Source organism: Actinomadura sp. ATCC 39365 (assembly GCF_054392275.1).
Window position 1 is genome coordinate 4,399,432 of sequence record NZ_CP184335.1, and the last position, 19,165, is coordinate 4,418,596.

Annotated in this window: 22 protein-coding genes and 1 pseudogene; 10 read left to right on the plus strand and 13 right to left on the minus strand. The window is 73.7% G+C overall.

Translation table 11 applies throughout. The annotated features are described in order from the left end of the window. Positions 1 to 24 precede the first annotated feature (24 nt). Both ACNF49_RS21835 and ACNF49_RS21840 read right to left on the minus strand, forming a co-directional pair. On the minus strand, positions 25 to 405 hold the full coding sequence (locus ACNF49_RS21835; protein WP_357964184.1) for a YbaB/EbfC family nucleoid-associated protein: 381 nt from the start codon (positions 403 to 405) through the stop codon (positions 25 to 27). Positions 406 to 415: 10 nt separating this feature from the next. Then, a complete protein-coding gene (locus ACNF49_RS21840) occupies positions 416 to 805 on the minus strand; it encodes a YbaB/EbfC family nucleoid-associated protein (protein ID WP_482944831.1) in 390 nt (129 codons plus the stop codon). 84 nt (positions 806 to 889) lie between these two features. Here ACNF49_RS21840 and ACNF49_RS21845 point away from each other — a divergent pair, with 84 nt between their 5' ends. From ACNF49_RS21845 to ACNF49_RS21855, 3 genes are read left to right on the plus strand one after another with little or no spacing between them, the layout of a single operon-like run. Beyond that, entirely contained in the window at positions 890 to 1,204 is a 315-nt protein-coding gene (locus ACNF49_RS21845; RefSeq protein WP_482944832.1) for a hypothetical protein, read from the plus strand. Further along, entirely contained in the window at positions 1,195 to 2,082 is an 888-nt protein-coding gene (locus ACNF49_RS21850; RefSeq protein ID WP_357964179.1) for a WXG100-like domain-containing protein, read from the plus strand. Before ACNF49_RS21845 ends, ACNF49_RS21850 begins: the two co-directional genes overlap by 10 nt. 6 nt (positions 2,083 to 2,088) lie before the next feature. Further along, entirely contained in the window at positions 2,089 to 2,760 is a 672-nt protein-coding gene (locus ACNF49_RS21855; RefSeq protein ID WP_482944833.1) for a hypothetical protein, read from the plus strand. A 10-nt stretch (positions 2,761 to 2,770) separates the two neighbouring features. Here ACNF49_RS21855 and ACNF49_RS21860 read toward each other — a convergent pair whose 3' ends face one another. Next, the gene (locus ACNF49_RS21860; protein WP_357964175.1) at positions 2,771 to 2,893 is read right to left on the minus strand and encodes a hypothetical protein; all 123 of its coding nucleotides are present in this window, start codon (positions 2,891 to 2,893) and stop codon (positions 2,771 to 2,773) included. A gap of 8 nt (positions 2,894 to 2,901) precedes the next feature. Continuing rightward, positions 2,902 to 3,651, minus strand: a complete 750-nt coding sequence (locus ACNF49_RS21865) for a type II toxin-antitoxin system CcdA family antitoxin (RefSeq protein ID WP_482944835.1) — start codon at positions 3,649 to 3,651, stop codon at positions 2,902 to 2,904. A 171-nt stretch (positions 3,652 to 3,822) separates the two neighbouring features. On the opposite strand from ACNF49_RS21865, the gene ACNF49_RS21870 reads away from it, so the two are divergent. Genes ACNF49_RS21870 through ACNF49_RS21880 form a run of 3 tightly spaced genes read left to right on the plus strand, consistent with a single transcriptional unit; the run spans position 3,823 to position 6,016 of the window. Beyond that, entirely contained in the window at positions 3,823 to 4,215 is a 393-nt protein-coding gene (locus ACNF49_RS21870) for a GntR family transcriptional regulator (protein WP_482944836.1), read from the plus strand. After that, positions 4,212 to 5,057 (plus strand): ABC transporter ATP-binding protein, encoded by an 846-nt coding sequence (locus ACNF49_RS21875; protein WP_482944837.1) that lies wholly within the window; start codon positions 4,212 to 4,214, stop codon positions 5,055 to 5,057. The genes ACNF49_RS21870 and ACNF49_RS21875 overlap by 4 nt, the downstream gene beginning before the upstream one ends. Then, positions 5,054 to 6,016: an ABC transporter permease gene (locus ACNF49_RS21880; protein ID WP_482944838.1), complete on the plus strand. Its 963-nt coding sequence runs from the start codon at positions 5,054 to 5,056 to the stop codon at positions 6,014 to 6,016. The genes ACNF49_RS21875 and ACNF49_RS21880 overlap by 4 nt, the downstream gene beginning before the upstream one ends. Before the next feature lie 21 nt (positions 6,017 to 6,037). Here the strand turns inward: ACNF49_RS21880 and ACNF49_RS21885 are convergent, their stop codons facing one another. Next, on the minus strand, positions 6,038 to 6,427 hold the full coding sequence (locus tag ACNF49_RS21885; RefSeq protein ID WP_482944839.1) for a nuclear transport factor 2 family protein: 390 nt from the start codon (positions 6,425 to 6,427) through the stop codon (positions 6,038 to 6,040). A 96-nt stretch (positions 6,428 to 6,523) separates the two neighbouring features. Between ACNF49_RS21885 and ACNF49_RS21890 the strand changes: the two are divergent. The 4 genes and pseudogenes from ACNF49_RS21890 to ACNF49_RS21905 all read left to right on the plus strand — a co-directional run. Then, positions 6,524 to 6,640: pseudogene (locus ACNF49_RS21890) on the plus strand (helix-turn-helix transcriptional regulator); the annotation flags it as partial. 146 nt (positions 6,641 to 6,786) lie between these two features. Beyond that, positions 6,787 to 7,290: an MmyB family transcriptional regulator gene (locus ACNF49_RS21895; RefSeq protein ID WP_482944840.1), complete on the plus strand. Its 504-nt coding sequence runs from the start codon at positions 6,787 to 6,789 to the stop codon at positions 7,288 to 7,290. 187 nt (positions 7,291 to 7,477) lie between these two features. Continuing rightward, on the plus strand, positions 7,478 to 8,071 hold the full coding sequence (locus ACNF49_RS21900; protein ID WP_482944841.1) for a dihydrofolate reductase family protein: 594 nt from the start codon (positions 7,478 to 7,480) through the stop codon (positions 8,069 to 8,071). Beyond that, positions 8,068 to 8,988 (plus strand): NAD-dependent epimerase/dehydratase family protein, encoded by a 921-nt coding sequence (locus ACNF49_RS21905; protein ID WP_482944842.1) that lies wholly within the window; start codon positions 8,068 to 8,070, stop codon positions 8,986 to 8,988. Before ACNF49_RS21900 ends, ACNF49_RS21905 begins: the two co-directional genes overlap by 4 nt. A gap of 21 nt (positions 8,989 to 9,009) precedes the next feature. On the opposite strand, the gene ACNF49_RS21910 is transcribed toward ACNF49_RS21905, so the two are convergent. From ACNF49_RS21910 to ACNF49_RS21945, 8 genes are all read right to left on the minus strand, one after another. Continuing rightward, a complete protein-coding gene (locus tag ACNF49_RS21910) occupies positions 9,010 to 10,464 on the minus strand; it encodes a multicopper oxidase family protein (RefSeq protein ID WP_482944843.1) in 1,455 nt (484 codons plus the stop codon). A gap of 5 nt (positions 10,465 to 10,469) precedes the next feature. Beyond that, positions 10,470 to 10,817: a hypothetical protein gene (locus ACNF49_RS21915; RefSeq protein WP_357964157.1), complete on the minus strand. Its 348-nt coding sequence runs from the start codon at positions 10,815 to 10,817 to the stop codon at positions 10,470 to 10,472. A 10-nt stretch (positions 10,818 to 10,827) separates the two neighbouring features. Beyond that, positions 10,828 to 11,307, minus strand: a complete 480-nt coding sequence (locus ACNF49_RS21920) for an anthrone oxygenase family protein (protein WP_482944844.1) — start codon at positions 11,305 to 11,307, stop codon at positions 10,828 to 10,830. Positions 11,308 to 11,506: 199 nt separating this feature from the next. Next, entirely contained in the window at positions 11,507 to 11,818 is a 312-nt protein-coding gene (locus ACNF49_RS21925) for a hypothetical protein (protein ID WP_357964154.1), read from the minus strand. 94 nt (positions 11,819 to 11,912) lie between these two features. Continuing rightward, the gene (locus tag ACNF49_RS21930; protein WP_357964152.1) at positions 11,913 to 12,656 is read right to left on the minus strand and encodes an SDR family NAD(P)-dependent oxidoreductase; all 744 of its coding nucleotides are present in this window, start codon (positions 12,654 to 12,656) and stop codon (positions 11,913 to 11,915) included. Between the two features lie 58 nt (positions 12,657 to 12,714). Beyond that, positions 12,715 to 14,547, minus strand: coding sequence for a glycoside hydrolase family 15 protein (locus ACNF49_RS21935; RefSeq protein ID WP_482944845.1), 1,833 nt, complete (start codon positions 14,545 to 14,547; stop codon positions 12,715 to 12,717). A gap of 61 nt (positions 14,548 to 14,608) precedes the next feature. After that, the gene (locus ACNF49_RS21940) at positions 14,609 to 17,827 is read right to left on the minus strand and encodes an ATP-binding protein (protein ID WP_482944846.1); all 3,219 of its coding nucleotides are present in this window, start codon (positions 17,825 to 17,827) and stop codon (positions 14,609 to 14,611) included. After that, positions 17,824 to 19,143 carry an oxygenase MpaB family protein gene (locus tag ACNF49_RS21945; RefSeq protein ID WP_357964146.1) on the minus strand — a complete coding sequence of 440 codons (1,320 nt, stop codon included), beginning with the start codon at positions 19,141 to 19,143 and terminating at the stop codon, positions 17,824 to 17,826. Before ACNF49_RS21945 ends, ACNF49_RS21940 begins: the two co-directional genes overlap by 4 nt. Between the last annotated feature and the right edge of the window lie 22 nt (positions 19,144 to 19,165).

A 19,165-nucleotide genomic window follows, 5' to 3' on the forward strand; every position in this document is an offset into this window, starting at 1 on the left:
GCCGGGTCGCATCCCGTGCCTGGTTCACGCCCACTCGGCGCCGAGCAGCCGTTCCAGCTCGGCCTGCGTCCGGTCCGGGTCGTAGCCGGGGACGGCCTCGCGCATGAGGTCGTGGGTGCGCCGCCGGACGTCGGCGGCCGCCGCCCGTACCGCCGCGAGCGTCTCCTCGGCCAGGTCCTGGCCGCCCAGCCGCAGGGCGCGCGGGCCGTAGCGGACGTCGAGGACGCGCCCGTCGGCGTCGACGGTCACCCGCACGTGGCCCGACGGGCCCTCGCCGGTGCCGGTGACGGCCCGCAACTCGTCGTGTGCCGACTCCAGCCAGGCCAGCATGCGCTCGCCTTGACGGGCGGCCTCGTCCAGCTCGCGTTCGCTGATGTTGGCGGGGTCGATCTGCGGCCCGAACACGCTTCGCCTCCTAGTAAAGGTCGTTGATCGCCTGCTCGACCCGCGCGCGTACGAAGGTCTCGTCCAGCGGTGCCGGCACGGCGGCGGTGGCGTCCCGCACGCCGTCGGCGATCTCCCGTGCCCGCCGCCCGGCGTCGTCCTGCGCGGCCCGCAGCACCTCGGCGGTCTTCCTGCCGAGGGTGGCCTCGTCCAGGCGCAGCGCCCGCGGGTCGATGCGCAGGCGGGTGGGGACGCCGTGGCCGTCGGCGAACGCCTCGACCAGCCCGTCGTCGCTCTCCGCGCGGCCCTCCACCCGGCCGATGGACGCCCTGGCGTCGTGCAGCGCCCGGATCGCGCGGCGGCTCTGGGCGACGTACTGGTGCAGGTACTCGGCGTCGTCCTCCGGCGCAGGTGAACGCATGTCGACCTCCGACAGTCAGTCACGGGAAAGTTCAGTGTAGAGGTAAACATCTGTGCCGGAATTGACTGGATATGCTTTCTGGGCATGACGGGATTTGAGATCGCCACGGGGGCGGTGGGTCGTGACGGCGCGTACGTCACCGGCCATGGGGCGAGCTACGACGCCGCGGTCATGCGGCTGCGGCAGCGGGGGAGCGGCGCCCGGACCTTCGGCGGCGAGGGGCTGTTCGCCACCATCATCGCCACCTACAACGAATGCCTGCAGACCTCGCTCGACGCGCTGACGGGGATCGGCGGCCAGATCGCCGAGACCGGCGAAGGGCTGCGCATGGTGTCGAGGAACACCCAGGCGGCGGAGAGCGCCACCGTCGAGAGCTTCGAGGGCCCCGCATGGCGGTGACACTCGACCCGCACGTGGCGGGCTTCCTCAACCTCATCGGTTTCCCCTGGCCGAACGACAACGAGGACGAGTGGCGCCTCGAGGCGAACGACTGGCGGGTCGTCCTCGCCGCGTCGTCGGCTCAGGGCACCGCGGCCGACGAGTCGGTCCGCAACGCGCGGCAGTCCTACCAGGGCGACTCGGCCACGTACCTGGCGAGCCACTGGAACCAGGTCGGCGACGGCGGCGGCCACATCTCCCAGGCCGCCTCCGCGGCGAAGGTCGCGCCGGCCGTCCTCGACGGCACCGCGAACGTGGTCAGCGCGGTCAAGCTGGCCGTGGGCACGCAGGCCGCGTACGGACTGACCGCCGCCACCCAGGCGCTGCTGTTCGGCGGCGCCGCGGGCGGCATGCTCGCCCTCGCGCGCATGCAGATGACCCGCCACGCCGTGGGCAAGGTGGCGCTCGAAGGCGCCGAGGGCACCGCCAGGGGCCTGGCGCCGGTGCTGAGCGGCCGGGTGACCGACACCATGCGCCGCATCATGAAGGAGATGGAGAAGCGGCCGCACGCCCGCGACGGCATGCTCCAGATCCGGCGCAGGCGCGGCGGGGGCGGCGGCGGTGGCAAGGGCGGCAAGGGCGGCGGCTACGACCCGAACGCCTCGGCGAGCTTCGACAACGCCGCGCAGCGCATGCACGGCAGGTTGCCCAACAGCAACGACGTCAGCAAGATGACACCGGAGCAGGCCAGGCAGGCGGCGGCCGAGGTCAAGGACAGCATCCTCACGCGGAAGATGAACGAGGCCCGGCTGGGCAAGGACTCCGGGCACGCCGCCCGGCTGGAGCAGGAGCAGAAGCTCCTGAACGACCTTGAGCGCAAGGCCAACGAGGGGAAATAACGCGAGATGCAGACACAGACGGGCGACGACCTGATGGCGCGCATCCTCGCCCGCCCCGCCGACGACGAGGCCCGCGGCCAGGCCGCCAACGACCTGCTCAACGAGCTGTTCGACGGCTATCCCGTCGAGAACCTGCGCGTCCTGCTGCGCAGCGGCGACGACGACGCCGTGCAGACCGGCGCCTGGCTGCTGTCGGAGCTGGGCGAGCCGGCCGAGCCGCTGCTGGACGAGGTCCCCGGCCTGCTGGCCCATCCGCGGCCTCAGGTGCGGTTCTTCGCCGTCGAGTTCGTGCTGCTCGCCGCGGACGAGCGGCACGCCGACGTCATCGCCCAGACCCTCGCCCTGAGCCGGACCTCCGACACCGGCATCCGGTGGAAGGTCCTGCACCTCCTGGCGATGGCCTCGACCGAACAGCTCATGGCGGGGCTGTCCCGGCTGGCCGACCCCGAGGTCGGCCAGCTCACGGCCGGGCTGGTCGCCTCCGACACCGAGGACCCCGACCCGGGCGAGGTCGTCGCCGCGCTGGAGGGCGACGACCCCGTGGCCCGCCTGTTCGCCGCGGCGATCGCGACGCGCATGGCCGAGGACGACCCGGCGCTGCTGCGCCTGGCCGCCAGGGTGGGGGACGAGGAGGTCAGTTCGTTCGCGCAGTGGCAGCTCATGCGGCTCCAGGACTAGCGCGCCCGCTTCACCGGCTGTCGAGGAGGAGGGGCAGCAGGATCAGGAGCCAGAAGACGGCGATGGCCACGGAGCTGATCAGCGTGCGGGCCAGGCGTAACGGGGCTCGCCGGCGGCGGATCGGCGTGTCCACGGCCCTGGTCACCGGGGCCCGGACGCGGAGCCCAGGTTCTGCTCCAGCCGTTCGATGCGCTCGATGAGCGGTTGCAACTGCTGCTGCACCGCCACGGCCAGCGCCTGGGCCGGGTCGCCGGCGGCCGACGTCTGGGCGCGCAGGTGCACGTAGCCGGCCAGGGCCGCGGTCACGGCCCGGCGTGCCAGGCGGGCTTCGGCGCCCAGCGCCCGCAGGACCTGTCCGGCGGTGCCGTCGGGCTCGGTGATCAGTCCCAGGAGCAGGTGTTCGCAGCCGACGTAGTTGTGTCCCATCGCGGTCGCCTCGGTGACCGTCAGTTCGAGGGCGCCGGCGGCGGGGTCGCTGAAGTGGACCACCGAGTCGCCGCCGGCCCCGCCTTTCTCGCCGGCCGCCTGCCGGTCCAAATCGCGCTGGATCTGGGCGGGGTCGATGTCGACCGCTCTGAGCACGTGCAGTGCCAGGTTCTGCCCCTCGGCCAGCATCCCGGCCAGCAGGTGCCCGGTGCCGACGGTCGGCGCCGCGTCGGCGCGCGCCCGGTCGATGGCCAGCCTGACGACCGTGCGGGCGCGGTCGGTGAAGCGCGGCAGCCGTTCGGCCAGGTCACCGGCGTCCAGTTCGCCGAGGGCGGTCTGGCGGATGGCGGTGATCCTGCGCACCGCCTGCTCCAGCGCGCGCTGGCAGATCGCCGACACCGGGACGCCGGCGGCCTTGACCGCCTCCGCCAGCTCGTCGGGGAGGTACACGTTGATCTTCGGCATGACGACGCCCTTCCAGCCTTGGGGTTATCAGCGGGTTACATCCCACCTATACACCCTCAGGGGTTAGGCGTTCCAGGCTTTATGCCCCCATCGAAGCGAAGAGGGTGAGGTTGACAACGAGCGTCTCCAGCCACCACCCTTTCACTATTCAATTAGTGAAAGGGTGGTCCGTTGATCGAGTTCAACCTGGACCGCGGCTCGGGGGTCTCGCGCTACCTTCAGCTCGTTCACCAGGTCAAACAGGCGCTCCGGCTGGGCACGTTGCGGCCCGGCGACCAGTTGCCGACGGCCCGCGAGGTGGTCGAGAGCCTGGCCATCAACCCCAACACCGTGCTCAAGGCGTACCGGGAGCTGGAGCGCGAAGGGCTGGTCGAGGGGCGGCCGGGGATGGGCACGTTCGTCCGGCAGGGCGTCGCGGGTGCGACGCTCGCCGAGCACACGAGGTTGCGACGCGGTCTGGAGGCATGGGTGCGGGAGGCCCGTTCGGTGGGGCTCGATCAGGAGGACCTGCGGGCGCTGTTCACCGTGGTCCTGGCCGACACCGCGAAGGAGGGGGTGGCATGAGTTCCGCGTTGGAGGTGACCGGGCTGGGGGTGCGTCATCGCCGTACCTGGGTGTTGCGTGACCTTTCGCTGGCCGTGCCCGCAGGGCGCGTGGCGGCGCTCGTCGGGCCCAACGGCGCGGGCAAGACCACGCTCATGCACGCGGCCGTCGGCCTGCTGCGGCCCGCGGCGGGGAGCGTCCGCGTGGCCGGCGAGGCGGCGTTCGTGGCGCAGGACAAGCCGCTGTACGAGAGCTTCACCGTCGCCGAGATGCTCGCCTTCGGCCGCCGCATGAACACCCGCTGGGACGACGCGGCCGCCGCCGACCGGCTCACCCGGCTGGGCGTCCCGCTGCGGCGCAAGGTGAGCGGGCTGTCGGGCGGGCAGCAGGCACAGGTGGCGGTCACCCTGGCGCTGGCGAGCCGGCCCGACCTGCTCGTGCTGGACGAACCGCTGGCCAACCTCGACCCCCTGGCCCGCCACGACGTGATGCGCTCGATCATGGCCGAGGCCGCCGAACGGGCGCTGACCGTGCTGCTGTCCTCGCACGTCGTCTCCGACCTGGAGGACACCTGCGACTGGCTGATCGTGCTGAACGGGGGCCGGCTGCAGGTCAGCGGGGACATCGAGGAACTGCTGGAGGGGCATCTCGTGCTCACCGGGCCGCAGGAGGCGTCGACGGAGGGGATGCGGGTGGTGGCCGCGAGCCGTAGCGGCAGACAGGCCGGCCTGCTGGTGAGAGGCGGGCCGCCGCTCGATCCGCGCTGGCAGGCGCGGAGCCCAGGGCTGGACGAGCTCGTCATGGGCTACCTGCGCAGCCCCGAGTCGGCGGCGCTGCCGCACCCGACGGAGGTGGGCGCGTGATCTGGGTGACGTGGCGCCAGCACCGCGCGCAGATCCTCGTGACGGCGGGTTTCCTGGCCTTGCTGGGGCTGCTGCTGCTGGGCTCGGCGGTGGAGGCCGGCTGGTACGTGGCCGAGCACGCCCCGCCCGGTTGCCCGGGGCCCGCCGTGGCCTGCGGAGAGCTGGCGGTGGCGCTCGGGCAGCGCTACGAGGCGGTGTACTCGGTGTTCGGCTGGATGCCCCTGGTGGCGCCGGCGCTGATCGGGGCGTTCTGGGGCGCGCCCCTGCTCGGCCGGGAGTACGAGCGCGGCACCCACCGCCTGGCCTGGACCCAGGCCGTGCCCGTGTGGCGGTGGCTGGCGGTCAAACTGTCGATCCTGGGCGGCGCGGTCGTGGCGGGCGGCCTGCTGCTGTCGATCATGGTGAGCCTGTGGCGGCCGGTGTTCAGGGAGGGGGTCGACTCCACGTTCGGCAACATCGGCGTGTTCAACATGGTCGGGGTGGAGCCGGCGGCGTGGTGGTTGTACGCGTTCGCGCTCGGCACCGCCGCCGGCACCCTGTTCCGCCGTACGCTGCCCGCGATGGCGCTGGTCGTGGCGGGGGTGACGGTGACGATGTTCACGCTGTTCCAGCTGAGCGACCTCTACGCCGAGCCGGCGCGCGCCGAGCTGTCCGGCACCGTGGTGCTGGACGACCCCGACGCCCGGCTGGTGAGCGCCGCCTGGGTGGAGCCGTCCGGGAGGGAGGTCGCCGAGCCGACCGGCAGCGGCTGCCCGCGCCGGGTCGACGCGGGGCAGAGCAGCAAGAACGCCGACGCGTGGCAGGCGTGCCTGTTCGGCAAGGGTTACCGGTACGCGGTGTACCACCATCCGGCGTCCCGGTTCTGGCGCTTCCAGTGGACCGAGGCGGGGATCCTGGTGCTCCTGTCCGCCGCTCTCGGTGGCCTGGCCGTGCGCCGCACCCTCCGCCGTACCGGCTGACCGGCCGGTACGCGGCGCACGTCAGCGGATGGGCGGATCCCACCAGGTCAGGTTGGCGGCGGCCTGGGACACCGGTTCGATGATCTCCCACGCCTCGGCGATGCGGCCGCCGTCCAGGCGCCAGATGTCCACGACCACGATCTCCGGGCCGCCGTCCGGCGCCTGGCGGCGCGAGTGCATCACGACGTGGTCGCCGTCGGCCAGCACGTGGTCGATCTCCACGCGCATGCCGGCCAGCGGGACGAGCGCGGCACGCACGGCGCCGAGCCATTCCGCCTTGGTCGAGGCCGCCGAACCGGGCCGGTGGTGGCGGAAGTCGTCGCTCAGCAGGGGCGCGAGCGCGTCGACGTCGCCTGTCCCGATCAGTTCCGTCAGCGCGCGCTGGACGATGGCCTTGTTGTCGGTCGTCATGGGAACACTCTTGCCAGCCCCGCGAAGGATGTCGATGAAAGGGGATTTCATGGCGGACGTCCAGTAGTCTCGGCGGCCATGCGGACTGTCGGGGACATGTTGCGGCAATGGCGGCACCGCCGGCGGCTCAGCCAGCTCGATCTCGCGCTCGCCGCCGACGTCTCGGCCCGGCACGTGAGCCTGGTGGAGACCGGTAAGTCCCATCCGAGCGCCGACATGATCCTGCGGCTGGCCGGCCAGCTCGACGTACCGCTGCGGGAGCGCAACCGGCTGCTGCTCGCCGCCGGTTTCGCCCCCGGTACGCCGAACGTCCGCTCACCGGGGACGCGCTGTCGACGGCCGGGGACGCGATCGCGCGGGTGCTGCGCGCCCACGAGCCGTACCCGGCGGTGGTCCTCGACCGCCGGTGGAACATCGTGCTGTCCAACCGCGCCATCGACGCGTTCCTCGTGGACGTCGCGCCCGACCTGCTGCGTCCGCCGGTCAACATCGTGCGGCTGGGGCTGGAGAACCGCGGGCTCGCTCCCCGGATCGTCAACCTGCCCGAGGTGCGCGCGGTGCTGCGGGCCCGGATCTCGCGCCAGCTGGCCATCGCCCCCGACGCCGAGCTCAACGCGATCTACGAGGAGCTGCTCGCGCCGGGCTTCGAGGAGGCGGGCCGGCCGGCCGAGTCGGAGGTCACCGTCCCGATGATCTTCAGGTTCGGCGACGTCGAACTGCGGCTGTTCTCGACCACCACCACGTTCGGCACCCCGATGGACATCACGCTGGAGGAGATCTCGATCGAGTCGTACTACCCGGCCGACGCCGAGACCGCCGCCTATTTCGTGAAGTTCGGCGCGGAGGTGCTGGCGGGGGAGTGACCGCGCGGGCGGGGCTGTGCGCCCGATCGGCGATGACGTTCGTCATCGCCGATCGTCCACTTCCGCATCTGCCGGTCGGACGGCGGCGCGGCGGAGACTTTCCGGCGACAGCGACTTCGTGATCCCTTCGGATCCCCTCGCGAGCAAGGGGTCTCGAAGTCCGGCGACTCCGGAAGGGAACACTCCCATGAGCAAGGTCATCAGCGCCCACGCGGTGTCGGTCGACGGCTTCATCACCGGCCGCGACCCCGGCGCCGGGCGCGGCCTCGGCGACGCGTCCATGCTGTTCGACTGGTACTTCGACGGCGACACCCCGAGCCAGGTCTTCGGCGGGTTCAAGCTGAGCGCGCCCAGCGCCCGGCTCTTCGACGCCCTGGCCGCCCGCGTCGGCGCGATCGTCGCCGGACGCCACACCTACGACGACTCCGACCACTTCGGCGGCGGCAGCCCGCACCCGTGCGCCCGGCTGGTCGTCCTCAGCCACCGCCCGGCGCCGGAGATCACCGACCGCCAGACGCTGGTCACCACCGGCATCCACGATGCGGTCGCCGCCGCCCGCGAGGCCGCCGGCGGCAAGGACGTCGGCCTCATGGGCGGCGGCGTGGTCACCGAGGCGCTGCGGGCGGGCCTCGTCGACGAGGTGGTCCTGCACCAGGTGCCCGTCCTGCTCGGCGGCGGCCGGCCGTTCTTCCGTGAGCTTCCTGAGCACGTACGCCTGCGCCTGGTCGAGGCCGTCCCCGCGCCGGGTGTGACCCACCTGCGCTACGAGGTGGCCCGATGATCCTCGTCACCGGGGGGCTGGGCATGATCGGCGCGCACACCGCCCGCGCGCTCGCCGACCTCGGACGCCGGGTCGTCGTCACCGCGCACCGCCGGGCCGAGGTCCCCTCGTTCCTGGCCGGCCGGGTCACCGTGGAGCCGCTCGACGTCACCGACCGGGACGCCTTCCTGGCCCTGGCCGCCCGCCACGACGTCGGCGACATCGTCCACCTGGCCGGCGGCATCCCGGGCGAGGACCCCGTGGGCTTCTTCCGCGCGGACACGACCGGCCTGCTCAACGCGCTGGAGGTGGCCCGCGCCAGGGGCGTGCGCAGGTTCGCCGTCGCGAGCAGCCTCGGCGTCTACGCCGGGCGGCCGGAGACCCGGTGGCACGAGGAGCTGGCGCTGCCCGCCGCGGACCTGCCGCACCCGATCGTCGCCCTCAAGAAGGCCGCCGAGCCCCTGACCACGAACGGCCTCCTGGGCAGCGGGGTCCAGCCGGTCGTGCTGCGGATCGGCAGCGTCTGGGGGCCGCTGATGGACCCGGAGTCGCCGTTCAACCACATCCCGCCGTACGTCGGCGCGGCGCTCAGGGGCGAGCGGCCGCCGCCGCTGCACGCCGGCGACGGCGGTGACACCTGCTACGCGCCCGACGCCGGGCGCGCGATCGCCCTGCTGATGACCGCGCGAGCCCTGCCGCACACCGTCTACAACGTCTCCAGCGGCCGGCCGTTCACCAACCGCGGCCTCGCCGACGCCGTACGGGCGGCCGTCCCCGGCTCCCGGCCCGACCTCCTGCCCGGACGGTCCGGCGCCGACGGGGACGACCCCTGCCTCGACGTCGCCCGGCTCACCCGCGACACCGGCTTCGAGCCGGCCTTCGACCTGGCCGGGGCGGTCGCCGACTACGTCGCCTGGCGCGCCCGCAACCCCCGCTAGCCCGATCGGGGCGGCCCGGGATCAGACCACCTCGAAGGTGCTCATCATGGCCATGTCCTCGTGTTCGAGGTTGTGGCAGTGCAGGACGTACCGCCCTCGGTAGCCGGTGAAACGGGTGATGATCTCCACGGTCTGCGCCTCCCGCAGCTCGACGGTGTCCTTCCACTCCGGCGGGCCGTCCGGCCGTTCGCCGCCGACCGAGAGCACCTGGAAGGGCGCCAGGTGAAGGTGCACGGGGTGGGCGACGTCGCTGGTCACCCGCCAGATCTCGACCTGGCCGAGCTTGGGCCGGGCATCGACGCGGCGCACGTCGAAGGGCTTGCCGTTGATCAGCCAACCGGTGTGGCCGTGCAGGTCGCCGCTGCTGAACTCGAAGTCCCGGGTCACCGCGGCCGACGCCGGGTCGAGGCGTTCGACGGTGGACAGCACCTTGGGGATCGCCGAGTCGTCGCGGGCGTCACGCTCGACGGTGAACCGCATCACCCGGGCCTGCGGCCCTTCCCCGAGCAGGTTGCGCAGCTCGACGTGGTCGCCTACCCGGTAGGCGGCGAAGTCCACGATCACGTCCGCGCGCTCTCCGGGCGCCAGCCGTATCCGCTGGAGGGGACGCGGCGCCGCCAGCAGGCCGCCGTCGCTGCCGATCTGGGTCAGGGTGCCGCCGGGCGACAGGGCCAGCTCGTACGTGCGGGCGTTGGAGGCGTTGAGCAGCCGCAGCCGGTGGCGGGCGCGGTCCACGCCGAGCTGCGGCCAGGGCGCGCCGTTGACCAGGATGACGTCCCCCATCACGCCGCCCATGAACGCCTCGCGGGCGCCGGGGCCGTCGGGCCTGGCCGGGTAGGGCATCGTCCCGTCGGCCTGGAAGGAGCGGTCGCAGATCAGCAGCGGCACGTCCCGCTCGCCCGACGGGAGCGGCAGCCGGTCCTGCTCGTCGTCGTCGACGATGAAGAAGCCGGCCAGCCCGCGCCAGACCTGCGGCCCGGTGAAGTCCATGCGGTGGTCGTGGTACCACAGCGTGGCCGCGCGCTGCTCCAGCGGGAAGACGTGGTCGCGGTGCGCGCCCGGCTGGATCAGGTCGGTGGGGAAGCCGTCGGACTCCGGCGGGGTGTGCCCGCCGTGCAGGTGGGTGACCGTCGGGGCGGGCAGGCGGTTGCCGACGCGCACGACGGTCCGGCGGCCGGAGCGCGCCCGGATGGTGGGGCCGGGGAACTGCCCGTCGTACCCCCAGACGGGGGTGCGCAGGCCCGGCAGGATCTCCACCTCGGCGGGGCGCTGGAGGAGTTCGTAGTAGTCGGCGCCCGCGTCCGTCCTGGCCGGTTCGGCCACCGTGGGCCGCGGGAGCGGCGCCGCGTACGGCGTGGGCAGCGGCGCGCCGCTGGTCAGGAGCTGGGGCAGCGGGGTGCGGGTCAGCAGCGAGCAGCCCGAGACGCCCAGCGCCGCGCCCACGCCGAGCAGCCGCAGCGCCTGCCGCCTGGTCATGCCGGTCATGCCGACGTCGCCCGGAGGCGGCCGGCGGACCAGACCCGCGCGGTCTGCACCATGCTGCCGCCGAACATCAGCACGCCGAGCGGCACGTGCACGCCCTTCACGTGCGCCATGCCCAGCGCCATCTGGACCAGCGTCGCCACCAGCATGCCCACGGCGGCCAGGATGGCCGCCCGCTGCTTGGTCAGCACCGCGGCGACCAGGTACAGCAGCACGGTGGCGGCGACGGCCAGCGCCGTGGCGCTGTGGGCGGCCCGGCCGCCCGGCGAGCTGAGCAGCAGCCCGGCGGTGACGGCCTGCAGCAGCAGGGCGACGGTCTGTGCGGCGAGCGCGATACGCAGGAACATGACGGTTCTCCTAACGGGACGAGGTCGAGGGACGGGCGGCGACCGCGGCGACGACGACCAGCACGAAGGCGGCCAGCGCGGTCAGGGTGCGCAGGGTGTGGAACAGCTCCCACCGCTGGAAGACCTCCGCGTGGCCGGCCGGCACGGAGCCGGCGGCCCACTCGCGGAACCGGGCGTGCAGCGGGACGTTGCCGAACACGGTGATCAGCAGCGCGGCCACCGCCAGCGCGCCGGCGCCGGAAGCCAGCCGGCGCGGCAGGTCGCGGCCGGCGAGCGCCAGCCCGAGGGTGGTCAGGATGGCCAGGGCCATCGCGCTCTGCATGACCGGCTCGTTGACCTTCATCATCGTGGTGTGGAAGGTCAGGCGCACGTCCAGCGGCACGGCGCCGAACGTGGGCACCACGTTGGCCGCACCGTATCCGAACGCGCCCGCGAGCAGCCCGGTCGCCAGCAACGCGGCGCCATGGAGGTACCTGACTCGGGTTCTCATGTCTGGTAATCGTCGTCCGGCCGGGGCTCCGTGGCGTCCCACCGGCGGACTCATCTGCCGCTACCCCAGCGGGATCAAATGCCGGCCGCGTCTACGACGACGGATGTAGTGGCGCGCTACCGCGCGGTACCGGCCGGCGCCGAAAAAAGCCCGTGACCGGGGCTTTCCTGGTCACGGGCCGTGGTGTACGGGGGTGCCGTCAGGCGTCGCAGAACCAGCCGTTCTCGACCCAGCCGTTGGCGTTGACGTTGCCGTAGGCGAAGCCGTACACCCATTCCTTGTAGGCGCCGTCGAAGCCCTTGACGGTGAAGCTCTGGCCCCGGTGGAGGGTGCCGACGAAGTCGCGGACCATCAGGTCGTCCGCGCACACCGTCAGCCGGCGGCCGACGTCGTCCGCCCCCGCGTACGGGTACGGCCCGGCGGCGTGGGCCACCCCGCTGTGCACGGCGAGCACGGCCGCCAGTGTGCCCGCGCCGACGATGAGCCGTGCGATGTGCTTGCGCGTTTTCATCGAACCGGTCGTCCTCTCGGTCTTCGGGAATGTCCGTGCGGCAAACTACCCGGCCAGGCCGAAAGATGAGGCGTTTCGCGGCATTTGCCGGGCGTCAGCGGAGGTAGGAGGCGCCGTTGAGGTCGAGGACGGTGCCGCTGGCCCATTCGGCCGCCGGGGAGGCCAGGTAGAGCACGGCGGCGGCGATCTCGTCCGCCTCCCCGACCCGGCCGAACGGGCTCTGCGCGCGGATCGCGTCCCCCGCGGGCGGCTTGAGGTGTTCGGTGGTCATGTCCGTCGCCACGAAGCCGGGGGCCACGGAGGCGACCGCGATGCCGTGCGGGGCGAGGGCCACGGCCAGCGACTGGCTCATGGCGTTCAGGCCCGCCTTGCTCGCCCCGTAGCCGGGGGCGTCGGGCTCGCCGCGGAAGGCGCCGCGGGAGCTGACGTTCACGATGCGGCCGCCGGCGCGCATGTGGCGCAGGGCGCACCAGGCGAGGTTGGCCGGGCCCAGCAGGTTCACCTCGAACGCCTGGCGCCAGGCGGCCTGCCACTCCTCGTACGACGTCGTGGTGATGGGGTGGAGATGGTAGACGCCCGCGTTGTTGACCAGGACGTCGAGCCCGCCCAGCGCCCCGGCCGCCTCGTCGGCCATGCGCCGCACGCCCTCGGGGTCGGCCAGATCGGCCTGGACGACGACGTGCCCCGCGCCCGCCAGCTCGCCGAGCACGCGCCCGGCCGCCAGCGCGGAGTCGCGATGGTGGACCGCGACCCGGTCACCCTGGGCGGCGAACGCCATCGCCACCGCCCTTCCGATGCCCCTGGACGCTCCCGTGACGAGTACCGCGCGACCGCTCACCCGCCGCACCCTAGCAGCCGCCCTCGGCAAGGCTCCCGGGGGCCCGGGAGCCCCCGGGTCAGCCGCCGTGCTCGGCCCAGTCGTGCAGGGCGTCGACGGTGCCGGAGGCGTCGAGGTTGAGCGCCGCCTCGATCAGCGCCAGATGCGTGAACGCCTGCGGATAGTTCCCCGCCATGTGCCCGTCGCCGGTCATCTCCTCGGCGAACAGCCCGAGCGGCTCGGCCCGCGCGCACAGCGTCTCGAACCGGTCGCGCGCCTCGGCCGTCCGCCCGGCCAGCACCAGCGCCGAGACCATCTCGAACGAGCACATCAGGAACGCCCCCTCCGGCCCGTCCACGCCGTCGCGGGTGGTCTCGGGGTCGTAGCGGTGCACGAGGGCGCCGCCCTCGCCCGGGCGGGCCTGGATGTGGTCGAGGGTGCCGAGCACGCGGGGGTCGTCGCCGTCCAGGAAGCCGAGCAGCGGCAGCCGCAGCAGCGAGCCGTCGGCCTGGTCGGAGCCGTAGGACTGGGTGAAGGCGCCGACGTCGGCGTTGTAGCCGCGGTCGAGCAGCTCGGCGCGGACGGCCTCGCGTTCGGCCCGCCACTCCGCCAGGGGCAGGCCGTGCTCGCCGGTGGCCTCGGCCAGCCGGACCGCGCGGTCGAAGCAGACCCAGGCGTACAGCTTGGAGTAGGTCCAGTGGCGTTCGCCGTCGCGCACCTCCCAGATGCCGGCGTCCGGCTCCCGCCACCGCTCGCGGGCCCGCTCCACCAGCCGCCACAGCACCGGGCCGCCGCTCAGCTCGCCGGTCACGCCGTGGTAGGCCATGGCCGCGTCCAGGACGTGGCCGTAGCCGTCGAGCTGGTGCTGACCGGCGGCGCCGTTGCCGATCCGCACCGGGCGCGAGCCCGCGTACCCCTCCAGGTGGCCGAGGACGGTCTCGCCGGCGACCGGCCCGCCGCCGACGCCGAACACCGGCGGCAGGTCCCCCTCGTGGATCGCGCACTGGCCGAGCAGGAACGTCAGGTAGCGGCCCGCCTCCTCGCGATGGCCGAGCCGCAGCAGTGCGAGCACCATGAGCGCGGCGTCGCGGTGCCACACGTAGCGGTAGTCCCAGTTGCGCTGCCCGCCGAGCCACTCCGGCAGCGACGTCGTGGGCGCCGCGAGCAGCCCGCCGCTCTCGTCGAACAGCAGCCCGCGCAGCACGACCGCGCTGTGCCGCACCTGCCGCGCCCCCACCCCGTCGTAGGCCGAGCGCGACGACCACGAACGCCACGACCGCACGGTGTCCGCCAGCAACCGCTCGGGGTCGCTGACGGGCGCGTGCCCCTGACCCGCGTAGTCGAGCGCGACCGCCCACGACTCGCCCTCGCCGAGCGTGGTCTCGGCCAGCGGCCGTGCCGCCGGCCCGTCGATCTGCCCGTCGAGCTGCCCGTTCATGCCGGTCAGCAGCAGGCCGGACTCCTCGGCCAGCACGCCGTCGCGCGGCGTCCAGCGGGCCTCGCGGGTGGCGTAGTCGGGCCTGGCCAGCACCCGCGAGCGCACGACCGCCCGCCCCCGCTCACACCTGGCCCACCGCACCAGCAGCCGGACGGGCACCACGCCGCTGCCGCCCGTCCCCGGCGGCGACGTGGCGAAGAAGTCGTGCACCACGACCTCGCAGTCGCGGCCGACCCAGCGGGTACGCAGCACCAGCGTCTCATCGACGTAGCCGCGCCCCTCGACCCGCGCGCCCGCCACGTCGAACTCCCACGCCCCGCCGAGCCGCCGGTCGAGGATCCGCGCGAACACGCTCGGGCCGTCGAAGCGCGGCGCGCACATCCACTCCACCGCCCCGCCGGGCGCGACCAGTGCCGCCGTGTGACAGTCCGACAGGAACGCGTACGCCCCGATCGGTGGAAATCCCCCGGCCATCCGTGCACCCCGTACCTCTTCATCGCGCCCCCCGTGCCGGGTTGCCCGATGTCGCCGCAGGTTAAACGGGGGGCGCGGGCAGCCGGCGGTCGAGCAGGAGGGCGCCGCGGCCCGGCAGCAGGGAGGCGCACCACTCGCGCAGCGCGGCCGGCCGGGGGCCGCCGACGTCGGCGGTGTCGAGCAGGTCGGCCCAGTCGAGCAGCGACTCGGCCAGCATGAGCGGCACCCCGCTGCGTTCGTGCACCTCGGCGGCGGCCTCGAAGTGCTCGCTCGCCCGCGCCGGGTCGCCCATCGTCACGCACAGGTGGGCCAGGTAGTGGTGGCCGCAGTGGTGGGCGACCGTGCCGTGGCCGAACGTCTCGCCGTCGGCGGCCAGCGACGCGTACAGCCGTTCGGCCAGCTCGGGACGGCGCAGATGCGCGGCGGCCACGGCCAGGTTGTCCAGGGCGGGCCGGTGGGCCATGTTGCGCGGCGGCACGCCGCCGCGGTCGGCCAGGATGCGGTCGAGCAGCGGCCCGGCCTCCTCGTCGCCCATCTCGCACAGGTAGCGCAGCACGGCGTGCACCGGGTCGACGCGGGGCGCCCGGGCGGCGCGGCGCAGCCGGTCGCGCAGCTCCCACAGCCGCCCCTGCAGACGGCGGATCTCGGAGATCTGCTCGGAGTAGATGGCCACGGCCTCCAGGCGGCGGCCGATCTCGGTGCCGAGCCGCATGGCCGACAGCGCCTCGGTCTCGGCCTGGGCCAGGTCGCCCTGCATGAGCGTCAGGCCCGCCCTGGAGTAGCCGATCAGCCAGTTGAGCTGCGGCTGGGCCAGCCGGCGGGCCAGCTCGTCGGCCTGGTCGAGCAGCGTCGCCGCGCGCGCTGTGTCACCGCTGTCCAGCACCGGCGGGGTGCGCTGGACGTAGGCGTGGAACAGCGCCAGGTCGTCGCCCGTGCGGCGGGCCGCCTCCAGCATCTCGTCGCCGTCGCGGTGGCGCTGGTGCAGCGGGTCGGCCGGGATGATCGTCAGGCTGCGCATGCCGAGCACGCTGGCCAGCGTGCGCGGGTCGCCCGACTTGCGGGCCAGCGCGACCGCCTCGTCGCTCAGCGCGAAGCGGCGCTCGCCGTCGGGCGCCCAGATCAGCTCGGAGGCGAGCAGGGCGGCCAGCAGCGCGCGGGTGCTGAGGTCGGTCGAGTCGACCAGCTTGCGCGCCTCGGTCAGCAGCGCGATGCGGCGCTGGTCGGGGGCGGCGGAGATGCTGGAGAAGCCGCGGTCGCCGCCGAGCGCGGCCACCACGATCAGGTCGTCGCGCCCGCACTCCCTGGCCAGCTCGGCGGCCTGGTGCAGGGTCTCCCTCGCCTCGGGGTGCCCGGCCAGCCACATCGCCCGGCCGCAGTCCATCAGCAGCTCGGCGCGCCGTTCGGGGGAGGCGCCGGGGAAGTCCGCCAGCAGGCCGAGCACCCGCTGGTACCAGGTGACCGCCTCGCGGTGGGCCAGCCCGGCCAGCGCGTGGCGGGCCGCCTGCACGCCCGCCTCGGCGGCCTCGGCCGTCCGGCGCGGGTCGCGGCCGTGCTCGGCGGCGGCCAGCAGATGGGTGGCCACGACGTACGGGCGCGACTCCATGGCCTGCGGGTCGGCCTGGCACAGGGCGTCGGCGACCCGGCCGTGCAGCAGCCCGGCGCGGGGGGCCGACAGCGTGGCGTACAGGGCGGTGCGGGTCAGCTCGTGGGAGAACTGGCACTGGCCGCCGTCGGCCATGGTCACCAGGCCCGCGCCCATGGCCTCCTCGACGGCGGCCACGAAGCGCGCCTCGTCCAGGCCGAGGCCCAGGCGCAGCGCGGCCGACTCCATGCGCTCGCCCACGGCCAGCAGGCTGACCAGGTCGCGGGCGTCGGGGTGGAGCTGCGCCAGGCGCGCCCGGACCATGCGGGTGACCGAGTCGGGGACGGTCAGCGCGTCGAGGTCGGCGCCCGCGGCCAGCTCCCTGGCCACCTCGGTGACCAGGAACGCGTTCCCGCCGGTGATCCGGTACAGCAGCTCCGGGTCGCCGTCGCTGCGCACCTCCGACAGGGCCCGGCTGACCTCGTCCATGCCGAAGGAGGAGACCTGCACCAGGCGGCCGTCGGCGGTCAGCTTGTGCAGCTCGGGCATCGCCGACTCGACGGGCACCGGGCGCGAGGTGGCCAGGATCAGCAGCGGCAGCGAGTCGGCGTCCCACATCAGGGAGTGCAGCATCTGCAGCGACTCCAGCGTCGCCCACTGCAGGTCGTCGATCACCAGCAGCACCGGCCGTACGGTGGCCAGGCGCTCGATGAGCGTACGGGCCGCGGCCATCAGGTGGTAGCGCTCGGAGACCGGCTCGGTGGCGGGCGGCACGGCCAGCGACAGCGGGGGAGCGGCCAGCGAGGGCGCCAGCCGGACGAGCTGCCCGCACTGCTGGTCGACGCCGGCCCGCAACAACAGCGCCGGCGAGGTGCGGGCCAGCCGCTCGACCGCCCCGGCGATCGGCTCGTACGCCTGCCGCGCCGGATCGGTGCACCGCCCCGCCAGCACGGTGAACTGCCGCTTGAGCGCCCGCCGCGCCACGACCGAGGCCAGCCGCGTCTTGCCGACCCCCGGATCACCCTGGAGGATCACCAGCCCGCTGCCGAACTCGGCCGCCCCCAGCTCCTCCTCCAGCGCCCGCAGCTCCTCGTCCCGGCCGACGAACGGCAGCACGTGCCCGCTGTCCAGCCAGGGCGCCAGCCCGCCGGCGTGCTGGTTGTCGGCGCTCTGCCAGTGGAGCTCGTAGGTGTGCATCGGCTCCCGCAGGCCCTTGCCGGGCAGCCGGCCCAGGTCCTTGAACTCGTGCCGGCTGCGGCCCTGGGCCAGGCGGCGCACCAGGTCGGTGCAGAGCACCTGGCCGCCCTCGGCCACCGCGACCAGGCGGGCTGCCTCCACCGTGGGCAGCCCGCTGACGTCGTCGGCGCCCCAGCACACGTCGCCCGCCGCCAGCGCGGCCCTGATCGAGATCTTCTCCAGCGCCCGCTCGTTCTCGGCCGCGACGGCCTGCTCGACGGCGATGACCGCGTCGAGCCCGGCCGTGGCCGAGCCGAACACCGCCATCAGCCCGTCGCCCAGGCTCTTGGTGAACGTCGAGCCGCTGGCCGTCACCACCGAGTGCAACAGCTGGTAGAGCCGGCGGAAGACGACGTTGGCGCGTTCCTCGCCGAGCCTGATCCGCATGGCTGTGGAGCTGACCACGTCGGTGAACAGGATGGTCGCCGTGGTCAGCGTGCCCGGCTCGTGCGGGGTGCTCACGCCGGTGGTCCCTCCTTCCGGACGGGGGCCCTGGCGGCCTTGCCCACGCCCTTCCGCACGCCCTTGCGGACGCTGTGGCGGAGCCTGCGCGTGCGGCGCGCCGTCTTCGACTGCCGGACGCGCCACTGGGAGGCCAGCTCCTCGGGGATCTGGAAGGCGGCGTGGCCGCCCGAGTAGCGGTCGATCATGGCGATGACGATGTGCTTGCCCGCCCGGCGCACCAGCCAGCGCACCACCGCGTCGACCGGGCCCATCAGGCGGCCGTACCGGTTGCCGGCCCTGGCCGCGGCGAACAGCGCGTTGAACCACCACGCCGGCGGCGGCACGTCGAGCAGCGCCGGAACCTGGGCGGCGTTGTAGCGGGCGTCGCGGAAGACCCAGTGCACCAGGCTGCGCGGCAGCTTGCGCCAGCCCAGGTGCATGAACTCCTCCATCTCCGCCAGCAGCACGGCCATCAGCCTGCGGCCCTCTTCGCTCGACTCGTACAGGCGGCCGAGCCGTTCGCTGACCGGCGGCACGTCGTCGAGGGTGAGCGGCCGGTCGCGGCACGCCTCGACGCCCATGAGGTGGCCGAAGACGCTCCACGTGTACAGGTGGGCGGCCTTGTCGTCGTCGCTGAGGCGCACCCCCATGCTCTCCAGAGCCTCCCACGTGACGACCGAGAAGTCGAAGATGGTGGCCAGCAGCAGTTCCTGGTTGACCGGCGGGCCGAACCTGGCGGTGTCCCAGTCGTCGCCGAAGTGCTCGGTGGCCAGCGCGCGCACGAACGAGTGCAGGATGCGCAGCCCGATCGCCGTCGTGTGCCCCGGACGGCCCGGCGTCAGGCTGTCGGTGGCCTTCAGGCCCATGACGTCCACCAGCATCTGGCCGGTCTCGGCGACCCGGCGGGTGAGGCTGTGCGTGGCCAGGTCGGACACGCCGGCCAGCACCTTGGCGCTGGAGATCTCGACGTAGGCCATGGGCAGGCACTTGCAGAACAGCGCGACCGACTGGTACAGCCCGTAGTCGGAGAAGACGGCCTGGCCGCGGGCCAGCAGGTCGGCGTCGCCGCCCCACTCGGGCAGGTCCTTGTTGAAGTCGATGGCGTCGAAGATGGCCGAGGGGCCGGTCTCGCCCGAGGGCGCCCGCGCCTCCCGCTTGGCCCGGCCGAGCTCCACCACGACCGCGCGCAGCAGGGACAGGGCGTTCTCGCCTGCGGGCATGGTCTCCAGGTAGCCGGCCACGATCTTGTCGATGTCCGGGTCGGCCTGCTGCCGTAACTGCCGGAACCGTTCCGCCGGCCAGCGCTCGGCGGGGGCGTTGTCGTGCTCGTTCATGTTCCCCGTACTCCAGATCCGG